This window comes from Billgrantia campisalis (assembly GCF_022341425.1).
Taxonomy (GTDB): Bacteria; Pseudomonadota; Gammaproteobacteria; order Pseudomonadales; family Halomonadaceae; genus Halomonas; species Halomonas campisalis.
Map to the genome: position 1 here is coordinate 94,174 of NZ_JABFUC010000002.1, position 15,618 is coordinate 109,791.

Genomic DNA, 15,618 nt, shown 5'->3' on the forward strand with positions numbered 1-15,618 from the left:
CATCAGAAGCGCAGGCGCACACCGACCTGAGCGCCACGATCCAGGGTACGGGTGCCGCGGTCGCGGTCGAAGTCGGCGCCCAGCTGGCGCAGGCCGACATAGCCGTCGACGTTGGGGGCGAAGGCGTAGCGGGCGCGCAACCCGATCTCGTAGCCGTCATCCAGGTCGCGGCTGGTCACCACGCTGGGCGTGTAGAAGCCGTAGCCGCCCAGCGACACCTCGGGCATCTGCGGCAGGTAGACGTAGCCGTAGCCGCCCAGCCCCAGGCCGCCGCCCTTGCCGTGGTCGGTATCGTACTGGGTCCAGCGGGCGCCGATGCCGATGTCGCGCTCGCGGCCGTGCTGCACGCCCATCAGCTGGGCATGGAACACCGTGGCATCGCGGCGATACTCGCTGTGCAGCACCCCGCCGCCCAGGGCGATGCCCTGGGTCACTTCGCCCTGGGCCTCGAACTGTACCGCGTGGGGTCCCAGGTTGAGGTCCAGGCTGCCGACGGCCTGGGCGGCGCCGGCGCTCAGCAGGGCCGCTCCCGCAATGGCCATGATGCCAAGTGGTCGGATCAGAACGTTCATCAAAGGCTCCTTGTGATGCACAGGGACCGCGCCATTCCTGGGCGACACCTCAGTCCGCCGTGACGCCGAAGCGGTCGCGGTAGTCACGAATGGCCGGGGCGTGCCCGGCCAGCCGCTCGTCGCCGGCCTCCTCGAGGTAGGCAAGCACCATATCCAGGGTGACGATGCTGATTACCGGCATGCCGTAGCGGGATTCGACCTCCTGGATGGCACTGCGACCCCGTCCTTCACCTTCGGCGGCGCCGCGCTCCTGGCGGTCCAGGGCGATCACCACCCCGGCGGCCTCGGCGCCGGCGGCATCGATCAGCGCCATCACCTCGCGAATGGCGGTGCCGGCGGTGATCACATCATCGATGATCAGGATACGGCCTTCCAGCTCGGCGCCGACGATGTTGCCGCCCTCGCCGTGGTCCTTGGCCTCCTTGCGATTGAAGGCGAAGGGCAGGTCGCGCTGGTGATGGTCGGCGAGCGCCACCGCGGTGGTCGCGGCCAGGGGAATTCCCTTGTAGGCGGGGCCGAACAGCACGTCGACCGCCAGGCCGCTGTCGGCGATGGCGCTGGCGTAGAAGCGCCCCAGCCGGGCCAGGGCACTGCCGGTGCGAAACAGGCCGGCGTTGAAGAAGTAGGGGCTGACGCGCCCCGACTTGAGGGTGAACTCGCCGAAGCTCAGCACGCCCTGCTCGATGGCAAACTCGATGAACTCTCGCTGGTAGGCTTGCATGCTGACCCCCACGGCGCTTCCCCTCGTTCTCCAGACCCTGATACCGCTGGCGTAATGGCCTTATCATGTTTATAGATAGAGGCCATTTACCCAAACGTCGAAACGTCGGGTATCATACACGCGCGACGTTAAAGGGACCATGTATGAAAATCGCTACCATCAATGTCAACGGAATCCGCGAGGCGGTCGGCCGCGGCTTCCTCGACTGGCTGGCCAACCAGGACGCCGACGTGGTCTGCGTCCAGAATCTCAAGGCCAAGAGCTTCGAGCTCGACGACAGCATTCTCTACCCTGAAGGCTACGAGGGCTACTTCCTCGACGCCGAGCAGGACGGTTTCTCCGGAGTAGGGCTCTACTGCCGCAAGATTCCCAAGGCCATCATGTACGGCCTGGGTTTCCCCCAGTGCGACCACGAGGCGCGCTTCCTACAGGCCGACTACGACCGCTTCAGCATCGTCAGCTTCCTGATGCCCGACGGCAGCGACTACGCCGCCAAGCAGGCCTTCATGGCCCAGTATCAGGAATACCTGAGCAAGATGGCCCGCAAGCGCCGCGAGTACATCATCTGCGGCACCTGGCACATCGCCCACAAGACCATTGACCTGGCCAACTGGGCCGACAACCAGACGACCCCCGGCTTCAAGCCCGAGGAGCGCGCCTGGATGGATCAGGTGTTCGGCCCCACCGGCTTTATCGACACCTTCCGCGAGATCAACCGCGACGCCGGCGAGTACACCTGGTGGCCCGAGCTGGACCAGGACGTGCCGCGCTCGCGCCAGGACGGCTGGCGCATCGACTACCAGATCGTCGGGCCCAATTTCCGGCGCCACGTGGTCGACGCCTGGATCGACTACGACGCGACCTTCTCGGAGTTCGCGCCGCTGATCGTCGAGTACGACCTGACGCTCTGAGCCTCCCTTCGTCGCCGCTCCGGCCCCGGCCGGAACGTATCGCGCCGGCCATTGATGGCCGGCGCGATGCTTTTTTCCCTTAGCGGCGGATGCCCAGCGCCTCACGCTGGTGGTCGAACAGCTCGGCGCCGGCCTTCTCCGCCAGGTCGAGCATGGCGTCGAGTTCGGCCCGCGAGAAGGTGCCCGCCTCGGCGGTGCCCTGGACCTCGATCAGGCCGCCCGGCTCGGCCATCACCACGTTCATGTCGGTATGGGCGGTGCTGTCCTCGGGGTAGTCCAGATCGACCACCGGCACGCCCTTGAAGACCCCCACCGACACCGAGCTGATCAGCTGCACGAAGGGGTCGCCCTTGATCAGCTTCTCGCGCTGCAGGTAGCGGATGGCGTCGATCAGCGCCACGCAGCCGCCGGTGACGGCGGCGGTGCGGGTGCCGCCGTCGGCCTGGATGACGTCACAGTCCACGGTGATGGTGAACTCACCCAGCTTCTTGAGGTTCACCGCCGCCCGCAGCGAACGGCCGATCAGCCGCTGGATCTCCAGGGTGCGCCCGCCCTGCTTGCCACGACTCGCCTCGCGGCCGCCGCGGGTATGGGTGGCGCGGGGCAGCATGCCGTACTCGGCGGTGACCCAGCCCTGCTTCTTGCCGCGCAGCCAGCGCGGCACCCCGGCTTCCACGCTGGCATTGCACAGCACCCGGGTGTCGCCGAACTCCACCAGCACCGAGCCCTCGGCGTGGCGGGTATAGTCGCGGGTCAGGCGGATCTCGCGGGGCTGATCGGGCCGTCGGCCGCTGGGGCGCTTGAGGTCGGAAGCCATGTGTCCTCTCTGTGTCGTGGAAAATCGATGTCGCAAGCCTTGTGCCGGCAGCGCAATGGCGAGCCATTCTACACGGTCGAGCGGGCGAATCGGTTACACTGCGCCCCAGACCTTCCGATGGGCCGCCGTACGACACGCAAGGGAGCCGACATGGCTGAGCAGAGCACCCGAGTACACAGCATGACCGCCTTCGCCCGCCAGACCCGCGAGGCCGAGTGGGGCAGCCTGCAGCTGGAGCTGCGCTCGGTGAACCAACGCTATCTCGAGCCGCACTTCCGTCTGCCCGAGACGCTGCGTGACCTGGAGCCGGCCTTCCGCGAGGCGCTGCGCACGCGCCTGGCCCGCGGCAAGGTGGAGTGCAGCCTGCGCTTCGAGCCGGCCAGCGGCGGCGAAACGCTGACGGTCAACCACGCTCGCCTCACCGCCCTGGCCGCCGCCCTGGGCGAAGTCCGCCAGACCCTGCCCCAGGCGCCGCTGCCCGACGCCCTGGCGCTGCTCGACCACCCCGGCGTACTGGAGGGCGAAGCCCTCGACCTGGATGCCGTCAAGGCCGAGGCCGCCGCGCTCTTCCAGGCCACCCTGGGCGAGCTGATCGAGGCCCGGGCGCGGGAGGGCGACAAGCTCGCCGCGCTGATCCGCAGCCGCCTGACCGGCATTCGCGAGCAGGTCGCCGAGGTGCGCCGGCTGATGCCGCTGATCCTGGAGCGTCAGCGCAACCAGCTGCTGGAACGCCTGGAGACGGTCAAGGCCGAGCTCGACCCCCAGCGGCTGGAGGCCGAGCTGGTGCTACTGGCCCAGAAGGCCGACGTCGACGAGGAGCTCGATCGCCTGGAGACCCACGTCACCGAGGTCGAGCGCCAGCTCGGTCAGAAAGGCCCCATGGGCCGGCGCCTGGACTTTTTGATGCAGGAGCTCAACCGCGAGGCCAACACCCTGTCATCGAAGTCGGTGGTGGCCAACACCACCCGCTGCGCGGTGGAACTCAAGGTGCTGATCGAACAGATGCGCGAGCAGATCCAGAACATCGAGTGATGGCCATGGCCATCCATCACTGATCAAAAATGTGAGCGGAATCCATGGCCCCACCAGCCAAGCGATCAAGTGATCGATATTACCGAGCCTTTACTCGGAAACCAGTACCACTCCGGATGGAGTGGTACTTCGCACAAACACCGTCAGATACCACGTTAAACACCAGGGGAGGAACAGCTACCGGTTTCATGAAATACAACCACCTCTCATCTGGTCACTTCTCCAACGTACGCTAACGCACAGACCGCGTGATCTGCACGGCCTACACTTTCACTCTAGTGTGGCAACGGACGTGCCTAGACAGGATGTCGCACGACGCGTCGCAAGGAGTGCGACGCCACCCGAAGTATGCAATAAAATTGAGTCAAGGAGCCAGTGATGAAAATGATGAAGCCGTTGCTGCTGAGTATCACTCTAACCCCAGCGCTGATATTTGCAGCAAACACGGCCCTGGCCGATGAACACCTTGACGATCCCGACCACGCCACAGTGCACGCCACCTTCCTGACCGAACAGCCCAGCGGAACATTTCACGCCAGCGAGCTGATCGATATAACCGTGAAGAGCACGGCCGAAGACGGGAAAGTCGGCAGCGTCGATAACCTGCTGCTCAACGAGGACGGCCAGATCATCGCATTGATTCTCAGCGTAGGCGGTTTCCTCGGCATAGGCGAGAAGAAAGTCGCTATCGAATGGGACAGCGTCAAACTGACCCAGGAAGACGACGACTACGTAGTGGTTATCAACACCAGCCGAGACGGCCTCCGCAAGACTGAAAAGTACGAAGACCACGAAGGCGAATAACCGACCTCTAGCACCGCAACGCACAACATATCGGCAATAGAAACGGCAAGTGCCCCACACTTGCCTTTTCTATTTTGGCCATGATGCAAGAATGGCTCATCATGCATAACGAGAGGCTTCTACTACCCATCGCTACCAGAAAAACCACCAACACTCCGAAAGAGACACCATGCTAAAATTAAAACACCCCGCCATTTCGGCTCTCATTATTATTATTTTTGTCGCCCTTATGATGTTTTCCAACCGCTGATTTATCGCCTGACACCTCGGCTAGCGCACTAATGGTAAGCCACTGACAGGGTGTCCTTAATGACCAGCTCTGCCCCTACCCCCTTTTCAGCATGCTGTGTGCACTAACGCACAGACAACCTGAAAGACAGCCACCAATATTGATAGTGTGCGTTCAATCCGGCTGACTGACTTTATTTCTGCCACGCACGGTCCGCGCCGAGTAGGTGTGGTAGAAAGCGGCGCATTTCAGAAATGCAAACTATTGAGTACCATCGAGGAATCCCTTATGAGCAAAGTCAACACTGCGGTAATCGTTCTCTTTCTGCTCGGTGTACTACCCGTGACAGCATCCGCACAGTCCTCACTGGTCGGCCCACAAGAGGGCGACCGGGAACTCTCCCTCTCGGGGACCGGCAGCAGCGACCGGAATTTCGATAGTGGCAGCTTCGGCGTGACCGGCGATTTGGGCTGGTACCTGCGGGATGACACAGTTGCCGGTGTCCGTCAAAGCATCAATTACGCCAGCATAGAAGGTGAAAATCTCAAAAATGATTTCTGGAACGGCTCGACCCGCGGCTATATTAACTATCAGTTTCTTGATGACCAGACGCGGCCCTTCGTCGGCGGCAGCCTCGGCGGCATCTACGGTGACGGTGTGAAGGACAGCGCCTTCGCCGGGCTGGAAACAGGCGTAAAGCACTACGTGCTGACGAATACTTATTTCCTGGCTCGCGTCGAGTATCAATTCTTCTTCAGCAGTACCAGCGATGCTGCTGATGCGTTCCAGGATGACGGCGCCTGGGCCTATACGGTGGGTTTGGGTTACAACTTCTAAACCCGGCGCCGTACTATCCCACCATCGTGCGGTCTGATAATTCACATTCGGAAGATCGCCGTCATCTCGCATGATACGGCGTGAAAACATCCACAGACACCGGGGGCACATCGTGCCCCCAAGGCCATGCGTGACGTTATCGGCATCGAGGCCGTTTGTCCTGTCGTTCGTTCATCGCTGTGACGCTATGCCCTCTCCGGCGACCTGCCGGCCATGCAGCTGCGGGCCAGCGGCAGCGCCAATCTCGCGCTGGTACGCCACAACTCATACCAGGCGCATGCTCACTGGCGCCTGCCAGGCCTTGCGCAGTACGCTGGGCAACAGCCTCTATCCGCACAGCTGGGGCGGAACTGGATCGCTGCGTCTTTTTCTTCGATGATGGCCCCCGCTGGGCACGGCGGCGAGTGCGTCCGCCAGCTCGAGGCACGCTGGGTCGATATGACGCCCCCATTTGTTAAGATCCGGCCCATCGAGTAGGCCTGCAGCGCGCTGAGGATTCGTGCGATACTCCGCGTTTTCTTGCAGTCGCTCCACCACTCGTCGCCACATCAGGGACGCATCTTATGTCTGAAGGTACGCTTTTCATCGTTTCCGCCCCCTCCGGCGCCGGCAAGACCACCCTGGTACGCGAGCTGATCGAAAGCCTCGACGGCATTCAGGTCTCGGTATCGCACACCACCCGCGCCCGGCGCCGCGGCGAGGTGGACGGGGTGAACTACCACTTCGTCGAGGTAGCGGCCTTCGAGGCGATGATCGAGCGCGGGGAGTTCTTCGAGTACGCCCGGGTGTTCGACAACTACTACGGCACCTCGCGGCCGGCGGTCGAGGCGATGCTCAATGCCGGCCAGGACGTGATCCTGGAGATCGACTGGCAGGGGGCGCGCCAGGTGCGCCAGCAGATGCCGGACGCGGTTTCGATCTTCATCCTGCCGCCCTCCCGCGAGGAGCTGGAGCGCCGGCTGGCCAGCCGCGGCACCGACGAGCACGCCACCATCGAGCGGCGCATGCGCGATGCGGTCAGCGAGATGTCGCACCATGAGGAGTACGACTACCTGGTGATCAACGATGACTTCACCACCGCCCTGCGCGAGCTGCAGTCGTTGGTGATCAGCCGCCGCCTGACGCTGTCCCGGGTCAGCGAGGACCACGCCCCGCTGCTGGCGGCGCTCTTGTCTTAACTTAGCCGCAGGCGCTTGTCTTGATACCCCAGAGCTTCGCAGTTGCAATAGCGAGAGGCGCCGGGGACAGGTTGTAGAGGGGGTCCTACGGCGGCGGGCGCTTGTCACAGCCGCCGGGCGTCGAGTAACCTAGACTATCCCGCACGATTCTCGGCATCGCTGGCCACGGCCGGCGCTGCCCACAGCTTTCAGGAAGACCCTCATGGCGCGAGTCACCGTCGAAGATTGTCTCGACAACGTTGAAAACCGTTTCCAGCTGGTGATGATCTCCACCCAGCGTGCCCGCCAGCTGGCGCGCGGCTCCCGCGATGCTCAGCTGCCGTGGGAAAACGACAAGCCCACCGTGATGGCCCTGCGCGAGATCGCCGCGGGCCTGGTCGATGACAGCGTACTGGACGAGCCGATCGAAGCGCCGGTCAGAATTCGCCACGAAGGCGAGCCGGGTATCGCCCTCGAGGAGTAAGTCAGCAATCGAGGCGCGCTAATGTTCACCATCGACGACCTGGCCGACCGACTCGGCGGCTATCTTCCCCCGGACGAGATCCAGCAGGTCAAGCGCGCCTTCTACTACGCCGAGCAGGCCCACGACGGCCAGCGGCGCCGCTCCGGCGAGCCCTATGTCACCCACCCGCTGGCGGTGGCCAATATCCTCGCCAACATGCACATGGACCATCAGAGCCTGATGGCCGCCATGCTGCACGACGTGATCGAGGATACCGGCGTCTCCAAGGAGGCCCTCGGCGAGCAGTTCGGCAAGCCGGTGGCGGAGCTGGTCGACGGCGTCTCCAAGCTGACCCAGATCACCTTCGAGGACAAGGCGGTCGCCCAGGCCGAGAACTTCCAGAAGATGGTGCTGGCGATGTCCCGCGACATCCGGGTGATCATCGTCAAGCTCGCCGACCGGCTGCACAACATGCGCACCCTGGGCGCGCTACGCCCGGAGAAGAAACGCCGCATCGCCCGGGAGACCCTGGAGATCTACGCCCGGATCGCCAGCCGCCTGGGTATCAACACCATTCGCGTCGAGCTCGAGGATCTTTCCTTCCAGGCCCTGCATCCGATGCGCGCCGAGCGCATCAAGCGCGCCGTTTCCAGCGCCCGCGGCCACCGCCGCTCGGCGATCCGCCAGGTGCAGAGCACCCTGCAGAGCAGCCTCGACGACGAGGGGCTCGCCGGCACCGTGATCGGCCGCCAGAAGCATCTGCTGTCGATCTACAAGAAGATGCGCGACCAGCGCAAGCCGTTCGCCGAGATCATGGACGTGTTCGGCTTTCGCATCGTCACCGAGGACGTCGACAGCTGCTACCGCATCCTCGGCGTGGTGCACAATGTTTACAAGCCGGTGCCGGGGCGCTTCAAGGACTATATCGCCATCCCCAAGGCCAACGGCTACCAGAGCCTGCACACCACCCTGTTCGGCAGCGGCGGTATGCCCATCGAGGTGCAGATCCGTACCCGCGAGATGGAGGCCATGGCCAACAACGGCATCGCCGCCCACTGGCTCTACAAGGCCGGCCAGACCGACCACCCCATCGCCGAGGGCAGTCACGCCCGGGCCCGGGCCTGGGTCAAGGGGCTGCTGGAGATGCAGCGCCACGCCGGGGACTCGCTGGAGTTCATCGAACACGTCAAGAACGACCTCTTCCCCGACGACATCTACGTCTTCACGCCGCGCGGCGACATCATGGAGCTGCCCCAGGGCGCCACGGTGATCGACTTCGCCTACAGCGTGCACACCGATATCGGCAACAGCTGCATCGCCTGTCGCATCGACCGCCACCTGGCCCCGCTCTCCACCCGCCTGGAGAGCGGCCAGACGCTCGAGATCATCACCGCCCCCGGGGCCCGGCCCAACCTGGCCTGGCTCAACTTCGTGATCACCGCCAAGGCACGCTCGGCGATCCGCCATGCGCTGAAGCACCAGCAGCACACCGAGGCCGTGCAGCTGGGCCATCGCCTGCTCAACAAGGCCCTGGCCGAGTTCGAGACCAGCCTGGAGGAGCTGCCCGACGACCTGCTGCCGCGGCTGCTCAAGGAGCTCTCGCTCAAGAACGAGGATACCCTGCTGGAGTCCATCGGGCTCGGCACCCGGGTGGCCTACGTGGTAGCCCGGCGCCTGATCGACCTCCTTCACGGCAGCGACGACGATACCCGCCGCCAGGTCACCCAGAAGCAGGGGCCCATCGTGATCAGCGGCGCCGAGGGCATGGTGATAAAGTTCGCCCGCTGCTGCCATCCGCTGCCTGGCGACCCGGTCATCGGCCACCTCTCGGTGGGCAAGGGGATCGTGGTGCACCGCGACGAGTGCCGCAACCTCGACGAGCTGAAGAGCGACCCGGACAAGCTGTTCGCCCTGGAGTGGTCCGATGACAACAGCGAGGACTTCCCGGTGGCGCTGCGTCTCGAGATCGAGAGCCGCCGCGGCCTGGTGGCCGAGCTGGCCGGCCTGGTCACCGATGCCGACGCCAATATCGAGCGCATCGGCATCGAGGAGCGCGATGCCCGACTGTCCATCGTCCACCTGACCCTGGCGGTGCGTAATCGCGTGCATCTGGCACGCATCATCAAGCGCATCCGCAATCTGTCCCACGTCGGCAAGATCACCCGCGTCAGCAATTGACCCCTCTGCGCTTCGCCCGCTGTCGCCGGCAGTGGGCGAGTGCTTTCATTGACTCTGTACCGCTTAACCGCAAGGAGCCACCATGAGCAACAAGGCCGTCATCAACACCGACAAGGCACCCGCCGCCATCGGCCCCTACTCCCAGGCCATCAAGGCCGGCAACACCGTCTACCTGTCGGGCCAGATTCCCCTGGACCCGGCCACCATGCAGATCGTCTCCGACGACATCGAGGCCCAGGCCCGCCAGGTGTTCGAGAATCTCAAGGCCGTCTGTGAGGAGGCCGCGGGCTCGCTGGGCGAAATCGTCAAGCTCAACCTCTACCTGGTGGACCTGGACAACTTCGCCGTGGTCAATCAGGTGATGGAGGAGTTCTTCGCCAAGCCCTACCCGGCCCGCGCCGCGGTGGGCGTCAAGGCGTTGCCCAAGGGCGCCCAGTTCGAGGCCGAAGCAGTAATGGTCATCGGCGACTAGTAGGGAGATGCGACTGTTTCTGGCGCTGGTGCCGCCGGATGAGCTGCGCGGGCGGCTCGGCGAGCTGGCCGACGTTGCCCACGCCCGCTGCGGCGGGCGGCGCATGCCCGACGAGAGCCTGCATCTGACCCTGGCGTTCCTCGGCGAGGTGGAGGAAGCGAAGACCGGCGAGCTGATCGACTGGGTTTGCGGTCTCGCCGCTCCCCCGGGGCGCTGGCGGCTCGATGCCTGGGGCCATTTCCACCGACCGGGGATCGTCTGGGTCGGCGGCACGGCCGCCGATCCGGACCTTGCCGCTCTGCACCAACGGCTGTGGAATGACCTGGAAGCCCTCGGCCACCGCGGCCGGCCGACGCGCTTCGTCCCTCACGTGACCCTGCTGCGCCGCGCCCGGCGGCTCGCTACCGAGGTGCTGCCGGACATTCGCCTCGATTGGGCCTATCATCAGATTGAGCTGATCCACTCCAGCGTGGATCGGCACGGCGCCCGCTACGCCAGCCTGGCTCGCTCGCGTAGCAGCTGAACGTCTCACTAAGAATCCCCAAAACGGCTTCGAGACCCTGACCCTGGGCTATCGCTGGGCCTTGTAGGCTGCCGGCCTCACACCGGCTCGGGCAGGAAACCACCCAGTTTCATTACCTGGGCATAGCCGTCACGATAGCTGGGGTAGCGGAAGGCATAGCCGGTGGCGAGCAGCCGGCTGTTGTCGCAGCGCTTGCTGGCGCGTTTACGCAGCGGCGCCTGGATCACCTCGGTGGACTCCACCTTGAGCAGCCCCGCCATCCAGGCCATCACCTCATAGAGCGGCGCCGGGTCGCAGTCGCTGGCCAGGTAGAGGTCATCGACCGGCCGCCCGACCTCGCTCAGGGCGATCAGATGGCCCAGCACCCCGGCGCAGTCGTCGCGATGAATGCGGTTGGAGTACATAGGCGGCGACTTGGGCGCAATGCGGCCCTCGAGCACCTGGTGGATCAGCCGGTCGCGGCCCGGGCCGTAGATCCCCGAGAAGCGCACCACGCTGCCGGCCAAGGGGCTGTCGTGCAGCGCCTGCTCGGCCTCGCGCATCAGCACGCCGGAGAAGCCGGCGGACTCGGCCGGGCTCTGCTCGTCGACCCGCTCGCCCTCCTTCTGGCCGTAGACGCTGGTGGAGGAGACGAAGAGGATGCGCTGCGGCGGTTTGTCGCGCCCCTCGTAGGTGCGCAGCACCGCCTTGAGACCATCGGGGTAGGCGGTGCGGTAGGCGGCCTCGTCGAAGCGGTCGGCGCTGAGCACGTAGACCACGAAGTCGGCATTCGGCAGCTTGGCCAGGGCGGCCTCGTCGCCGAGGTCCAGGGCCATCGGCTCGATACCGCTTCCCTCCAGCGCCGCCGCCTTGCGACGGGCGCCGATGACCCGATGACCGGCCTCGATCAGTTCGCGGCCGAGCACCATGCCGATGTCGCCACAGCCCAGAATAAGCGTCGTTTTCTTCACCTTTCCCTCGCCCCCTGATAAAAAGTCCCTATTGGAAAAACCTCATTCATCGTTCGAGAGGATGCCCGCGGGCACCACCATGACTCTAACAGAACTTCGCTACATCGTAACCTTGGCTCAGGAGCGCCACTTCGGCCGCGCCGCCGAGCGCTGCTTCGTGTCCCAGCCGACTCTCTCGGTGGCGGTCAAGAAGCTTGAGGAAGAGCTGGGCGTGGCACTGTTCGAGCGCTCCAAGTCCACCGTCCAGGTCACCCCCATGGGCGAGAAGATCGTCGAGCAGGCCCAGCGCGTGCTGGAGCAGAGCAGCGTGATCAAGGAGCTGGCCAATGCCGGCAAGGACCAGTTGGCCAGTCCGCTGCGCATCGGCGCCATCTACACCATCGGCCCCTACCTGTTTCCCCATCTGGTGCCGGAACTCGCGCGCAGCGCCCCGCAGATGCCGCTCTACATTGAGGAGGGCTTCACCGCCAACCTGCGCCGCAAGCTGAGAAGCGGCGAGCTCGACGCCATCATCATCGCCCTGCCCTTCACCGAGACCGACGTGGTCACCAAGCCGCTCTACGACGAAGCCTTCGAGGTGCTGATGCCCGCCGACCACGCCTGGAGCCAGCGTGCCACCATCAACAAGGAGGACCTGCTGGAGGAACGACTGCTGCTGCTCGGCGAGGGGCACTGCTTCCGCGACCAGATCCTGGAGGCCTGTCCGGCGATCAGCCACAAGCTCAACAGCCCCCACAACACCCTCACCGCCGAAGGCGGCTCGTTGGAGACCATTCGCCATATGGTGGCTTCCAAGCTGGGGATCACCGTGCTGCCGCGCTCGGCGATCGGCACCGTTCACTACGAGAGCGGCCTGCTCGTCAGCCGGCCCTTCAGCGACCCGGCGCCATCGCGTACCGTGGCCATCGCTTGGCGCGCCAGCTTCCCGCGGCCCAAGGCCATCGACACCGTCACCGCGGCCATCGCCCGGTGCCACGAGGCGCAGCCCGAGCCGGCATGAGCGCTGAGATAAAGGCGCTTGACGCACCGGTCAGCGAGCTCAAGGGGGTCGGCGAGGCACTGGCGATCAAGCTGGCACGGCTGCGCATCGACAGCGTCGCCGACCTGCTGTTCCACCTGCCGCTGCGCTATCAGGACCGCACCCGCATCACCCCCGTCGGCACCCTGCGCGCCGGCCACGAGGCGGTGGTGGAGGGCGAGGTGATGGCCAGCGAGGTGGTGCGCGGCCGCCGGCGCAGCCTGCTGGTACGGCTACGCGACGGCTCGGGCATCCTCAGCCTGCGTTTCTTCCACTTCTCGCCGGCCCAGCAGCAGCAGTTCCGCCCCGGCGCCAGGGTGCGCGCCTTCGGCGAGGCCCGCGCCGGGGCCACCGGGCTCGAGCTTTACCACCCAGAGTACCGCCTGCTCAGCGACGAGGCCCCGCCGGTGGAGGATCACCTGACGCCGATCTATCCCACCACCGAAGGGCTGCACCAGACCCGCCTGCGGGCGCTGGTCGAGCAGGCCCTGGGGCGGCTCGACGCCCACCCCGAGGCCCTGCCCGACTGGCTCGACGAGGCGCTGCGGCGCCGCTTCAACCTGCCCGAGCTGCGCCGCTGCCTGCAGGTGCTGCACCTGCCGCCGCCGGACGTGGACCCGGAGCTGCTGGCCAGCGGCCGCCACCCGGCCACCCGCCGCCTGGCGCTGGAGGAGCTGCTGGCCCATCGCCTCAGCCTGCGGCAGGTGCGCCTGCGCATCCAGGAGGATGGCGCCCCGGCGCTGCCCGGCGGACGCAGCCTGCAGGCGCGCTTTCTCACCCAGCTGCCCTTCTCGCTGACCGGCGCCCAGCGCCGGGTGCTCGATGAGATCGCCGCCGACCTGGCCCGCGAGGTGCCAACGCTGCGCCTGGTCCAGGGCGACGTGGGTTCGGGCAAGACGGTGGTGGCGGCAATGGCGGCGCTCTCGGCCATCGCCGGCGACTGCCAGGCGGCGATGATGGCCCCCACCGAGCTGCTCGCCGAGCAGCACTACCGCGCCTTCCGGGCCTGGTTCGAACCGCTGGGCATCGAGGTGGGCTGGCTCTCAGGCAAGCTCAAGGGCAAGGCGCGCCTGGACACCAAGGCGGCGATCCAGGACGGGCGCATCCGCATGGTGGTCGGCACCCACGCGCTGTTCCAGGGCGACGTGCACTTCCAGCGCCTGGGGCTCGCCATCGTCGACGAACAGCACCGCTTCGGCGTGCACCAGCGCCTGGCGCTGCGCGAGAAAGGCGAGGCCGGCGGCCTGACGCCCCACCAGCTGGTGATGACCGCCACCCCCATTCCCCGCACCCTGGCGATGAGCGCCTACGCCGACCTGGACGTTTCGGTGATCGACGAGCTGCCGCCGGGGCGCACCCCGGTGAAGACGGTGGCGGTGCCCGACGAGCGCCGCCCCGAGGTGGTGGAGCGCATCCGCCGCGCCTGCGCCGAGGGGCGCCAGGCCTACTGGGTCTGCACCCTGATCGAGGAGTCCGAGGCGCTGGAGTGTCAGGCCGCCGAGGCGACCCGCGACGAGCTCGGCGAGGCGCTGCCCACGCTTGCCATCGGCCTGGTCCACGGGCGCATGAAGGCCGCCGAGAAGGCGGCGGTCATGGACGCCTTCAAGGCCGGCGAGCTCGACCTGCTGGTGGCCACCACGGTGATCGAGGTGGGGGTGGACGTGCCCAACGCCAGCCTGATGATCATCGAGAACCCCGAGCGGCTGGGGCTCTCCCAGCTGCACCAGTTGCGCGGCCGGGTCGGGCGCGGCGCCACCGAGAGCTTCTGCGTGCTGCTCTACCACGGGCCGCTGTCGGCCCACTCACGGCAGCGCCTGGCGGTGATGCGCGAAACCACCGACGGCTTTCGCATCGCCGAGAAGGACCTCGAGCTGCGTGGCCCCGGCGAGGTGCTGGGCACCCGCCAGACCGGGCTCGCCCAGATGAAGATCGCCGACCTGGAGCGCGATGCCGACCTGCTGGAGCGGGTCGCGCCGCTGGCCGAGGCGCTGCTCGCCAGCCACCCTGAGGCCAGCCAGCCGCTGATCCGCCGCTGGCTGGGCGAGCAGGCCGGGCGCTACGGGCAGGTGTGAAAGGAGCGAGGGGCGAGGGGCGAGGGGCGAGGCAGCTTGCCCCCTTGAAGCTTGTGGCTGGCCGAAGGCCTTACAGGTACTTGAGTAGCTTCTGCAGCTTCTGCAGGTCGCCGGAGTCGCCCACCAGGCGAACGCTGCCGGCCATCATGCCGTCGAGAAAGGCCTGCTGGGTGGGCTTGCGCAGCACCTTGAGCGCCGTCGCCTGGTCCTCGAAGCGCAGCTCCAGGTCGAGGTCCACCGGCAGTCCGGCCCCGCTCTCGATGCCGTTGGGCGACATGCGGTAGTGCCGGGCGATGCGCAGATCCTCGGTGGCGATGCCCCAGTCGAGGCGACGCAGCTCGCTTAGGGTATCGCGAAATCGCGGCTTGCGCCGCAGGGCGCGTTTTAGCAGCACACCCAGCACCCAAAGCATCAGTCGCAGCTTCATGTCGAGTCCGCTTCGAACGAGAAAAGGGGGAAGGCATCGCGGCCCGCATCGTACACGGGCCGCGCCAGGTCGCTGGCGGCGTTAGCCTCAGCCCTTGCCAACGGCATCCTTGAGCCCCTTGCCGGGCTTGAAGGCCACCGTCTTGCTGGCGGGAATGGCCAGCGGCTGGCCGGTCTGGGGGTTCTTGCCGGTACGGGCCGCGCGCTCGCGCACGGTGAAGGTCCCGAAACCGATCAGCGATACATCCTGGCCCTGCGCCACGCTGCCGGTGATCTCGTCGAGAATCACGTTGAGCACCTGACTGGCCTTGTCCTTGGATAGATCCGCACGCTCGGCGATCGCCGCAGCGAGTTCTGGCTTGCGCATAACGCCCTCCTGATGTTGGCTGGGGGTCCGGCGGTGGGAGCCGGCAGTATTATTGTTCACATGATCGAG

At 65.9% G+C, this 15,618-nt stretch carries 17 protein-coding genes; 11 read left to right on the forward strand and 6 right to left on the reverse strand.

The annotated features are described in order from the left end of the window. Positions 1 to 2 precede the first annotated feature (2 nt). Positions 3 to 572, reverse strand: a complete 570-nt coding sequence (locus tag HOP52_RS02410) for a YfaZ family outer membrane protein (protein WP_238975625.1) — start codon at positions 570 to 572, stop codon at positions 3 to 5. 49 nt (positions 573 to 621) lie between these two features. Continuing rightward, entirely contained in the window at positions 622 to 1,293 is a 672-nt protein-coding gene (gene pyrE, locus HOP52_RS02415) for an orotate phosphoribosyltransferase (protein ID WP_238975627.1), read from the reverse strand. A 143-nt stretch (positions 1,294 to 1,436) separates the two neighbouring features. On the opposite strand from pyrE, the gene HOP52_RS02420 reads away from it, so the two are divergent. Next, the gene (locus HOP52_RS02420) at positions 1,437 to 2,204 is read left to right on the forward strand and encodes an exodeoxyribonuclease III (protein ID WP_238975629.1); all 768 of its coding nucleotides are present in this window, start codon (positions 1,437 to 1,439) and stop codon (positions 2,202 to 2,204) included. A 79-nt stretch (positions 2,205 to 2,283) separates the two neighbouring features. On the opposite strand, the gene rph is transcribed toward HOP52_RS02420, so the two are convergent. Continuing rightward, entirely contained in the window at positions 2,284 to 3,021 is a 738-nt protein-coding gene (gene rph, locus HOP52_RS02425; protein WP_238975631.1) for a ribonuclease PH, read from the reverse strand. A gap of 150 nt (positions 3,022 to 3,171) precedes the next feature. On the opposite strand from rph, the gene HOP52_RS02430 reads away from it, so the two are divergent. From HOP52_RS02430 to thpR, 8 genes are all read left to right on the forward strand, one after another. Next, complete coding sequence (locus tag HOP52_RS02430; RefSeq protein WP_238975633.1) at positions 3,172 to 4,053, forward strand: YicC/YloC family endoribonuclease; 882 nt, start codon at positions 3,172 to 3,174, stop codon at positions 4,051 to 4,053. A gap of 378 nt (positions 4,054 to 4,431) precedes the next feature. Next, on the forward strand, positions 4,432 to 4,857 hold the full coding sequence (locus HOP52_RS02435) for a PRC-barrel domain-containing protein (RefSeq protein WP_238975635.1): 426 nt from the start codon (positions 4,432 to 4,434) through the stop codon (positions 4,855 to 4,857). A gap of 517 nt (positions 4,858 to 5,374) precedes the next feature. Further along, positions 5,375 to 5,923 (forward strand): hypothetical protein, encoded by a 549-nt coding sequence (locus tag HOP52_RS02440; RefSeq protein WP_238975637.1) that lies wholly within the window; start codon positions 5,375 to 5,377, stop codon positions 5,921 to 5,923. A 563-nt stretch (positions 5,924 to 6,486) separates the two neighbouring features. Further along, entirely contained in the window at positions 6,487 to 7,101 is a 615-nt protein-coding gene (gene gmk / locus HOP52_RS02445) for a guanylate kinase (RefSeq protein WP_238975639.1), read from the forward strand. A gap of 202 nt (positions 7,102 to 7,303) precedes the next feature. Beyond that, the gene (gene rpoZ / locus HOP52_RS02450) at positions 7,304 to 7,564 is read left to right on the forward strand and encodes a DNA-directed RNA polymerase subunit omega (protein ID WP_238975642.1); all 261 of its coding nucleotides are present in this window, start codon (positions 7,304 to 7,306) and stop codon (positions 7,562 to 7,564) included. A gap of 21 nt (positions 7,565 to 7,585) precedes the next feature. Beyond that, on the forward strand, positions 7,586 to 9,721 hold the full coding sequence (locus tag HOP52_RS02455) for a RelA/SpoT family protein (protein ID WP_238975644.1): 2,136 nt from the start codon (positions 7,586 to 7,588) through the stop codon (positions 9,719 to 9,721). A gap of 82 nt (positions 9,722 to 9,803) precedes the next feature. Continuing rightward, on the forward strand, positions 9,804 to 10,193 hold the full coding sequence (locus HOP52_RS02460; protein ID WP_238975646.1) for a RidA family protein: 390 nt from the start codon (positions 9,804 to 9,806) through the stop codon (positions 10,191 to 10,193). 7 nt (positions 10,194 to 10,200) lie between these two features. Further along, positions 10,201 to 10,716, forward strand: coding sequence for an RNA 2',3'-cyclic phosphodiesterase (gene thpR / locus HOP52_RS02465; RefSeq protein ID WP_238975648.1), 516 nt, complete (start codon positions 10,201 to 10,203; stop codon positions 10,714 to 10,716). A gap of 77 nt (positions 10,717 to 10,793) precedes the next feature. Here thpR and HOP52_RS02470 read toward each other — a convergent pair whose 3' ends face one another. Further along, a complete protein-coding gene (locus tag HOP52_RS02470; protein WP_238975650.1) occupies positions 10,794 to 11,666 on the reverse strand; it encodes an NAD-dependent epimerase/dehydratase family protein in 873 nt (290 codons plus the stop codon). A 79-nt stretch (positions 11,667 to 11,745) separates the two neighbouring features. Here HOP52_RS02470 and HOP52_RS02475 point away from each other — a divergent pair, with 79 nt between their 5' ends. Both HOP52_RS02475 and recG read left to right on the forward strand, forming a co-directional pair. Continuing rightward, positions 11,746 to 12,666, forward strand: a complete 921-nt coding sequence (locus tag HOP52_RS02475; RefSeq protein ID WP_238975652.1) for a hydrogen peroxide-inducible genes activator — start codon at positions 11,746 to 11,748, stop codon at positions 12,664 to 12,666. Beyond that, positions 12,663 to 14,756, forward strand: a complete 2,094-nt coding sequence (gene recG / locus HOP52_RS02480; protein WP_275298041.1) for an ATP-dependent DNA helicase RecG — start codon at positions 12,663 to 12,665, stop codon at positions 14,754 to 14,756. Before HOP52_RS02475 ends, recG begins: the two co-directional genes overlap by 4 nt. A gap of 70 nt (positions 14,757 to 14,826) precedes the next feature. Here the strand turns inward: recG and HOP52_RS02485 are convergent, their stop codons facing one another. Together HOP52_RS02485 and HOP52_RS02490 are read right to left on the reverse strand one after the other, a co-directional pair. Continuing rightward, entirely contained in the window at positions 14,827 to 15,183 is a 357-nt protein-coding gene (locus HOP52_RS02485) for a hypothetical protein (RefSeq protein ID WP_238975654.1), read from the reverse strand. Between the two features lie 87 nt (positions 15,184 to 15,270). Further along, complete coding sequence (locus HOP52_RS02490) at positions 15,271 to 15,609, reverse strand: HU family DNA-binding protein (RefSeq protein ID WP_309674361.1); 339 nt, start codon at positions 15,607 to 15,609, stop codon at positions 15,271 to 15,273. Positions 15,610 to 15,618: the final 9 nt, after the last annotated feature.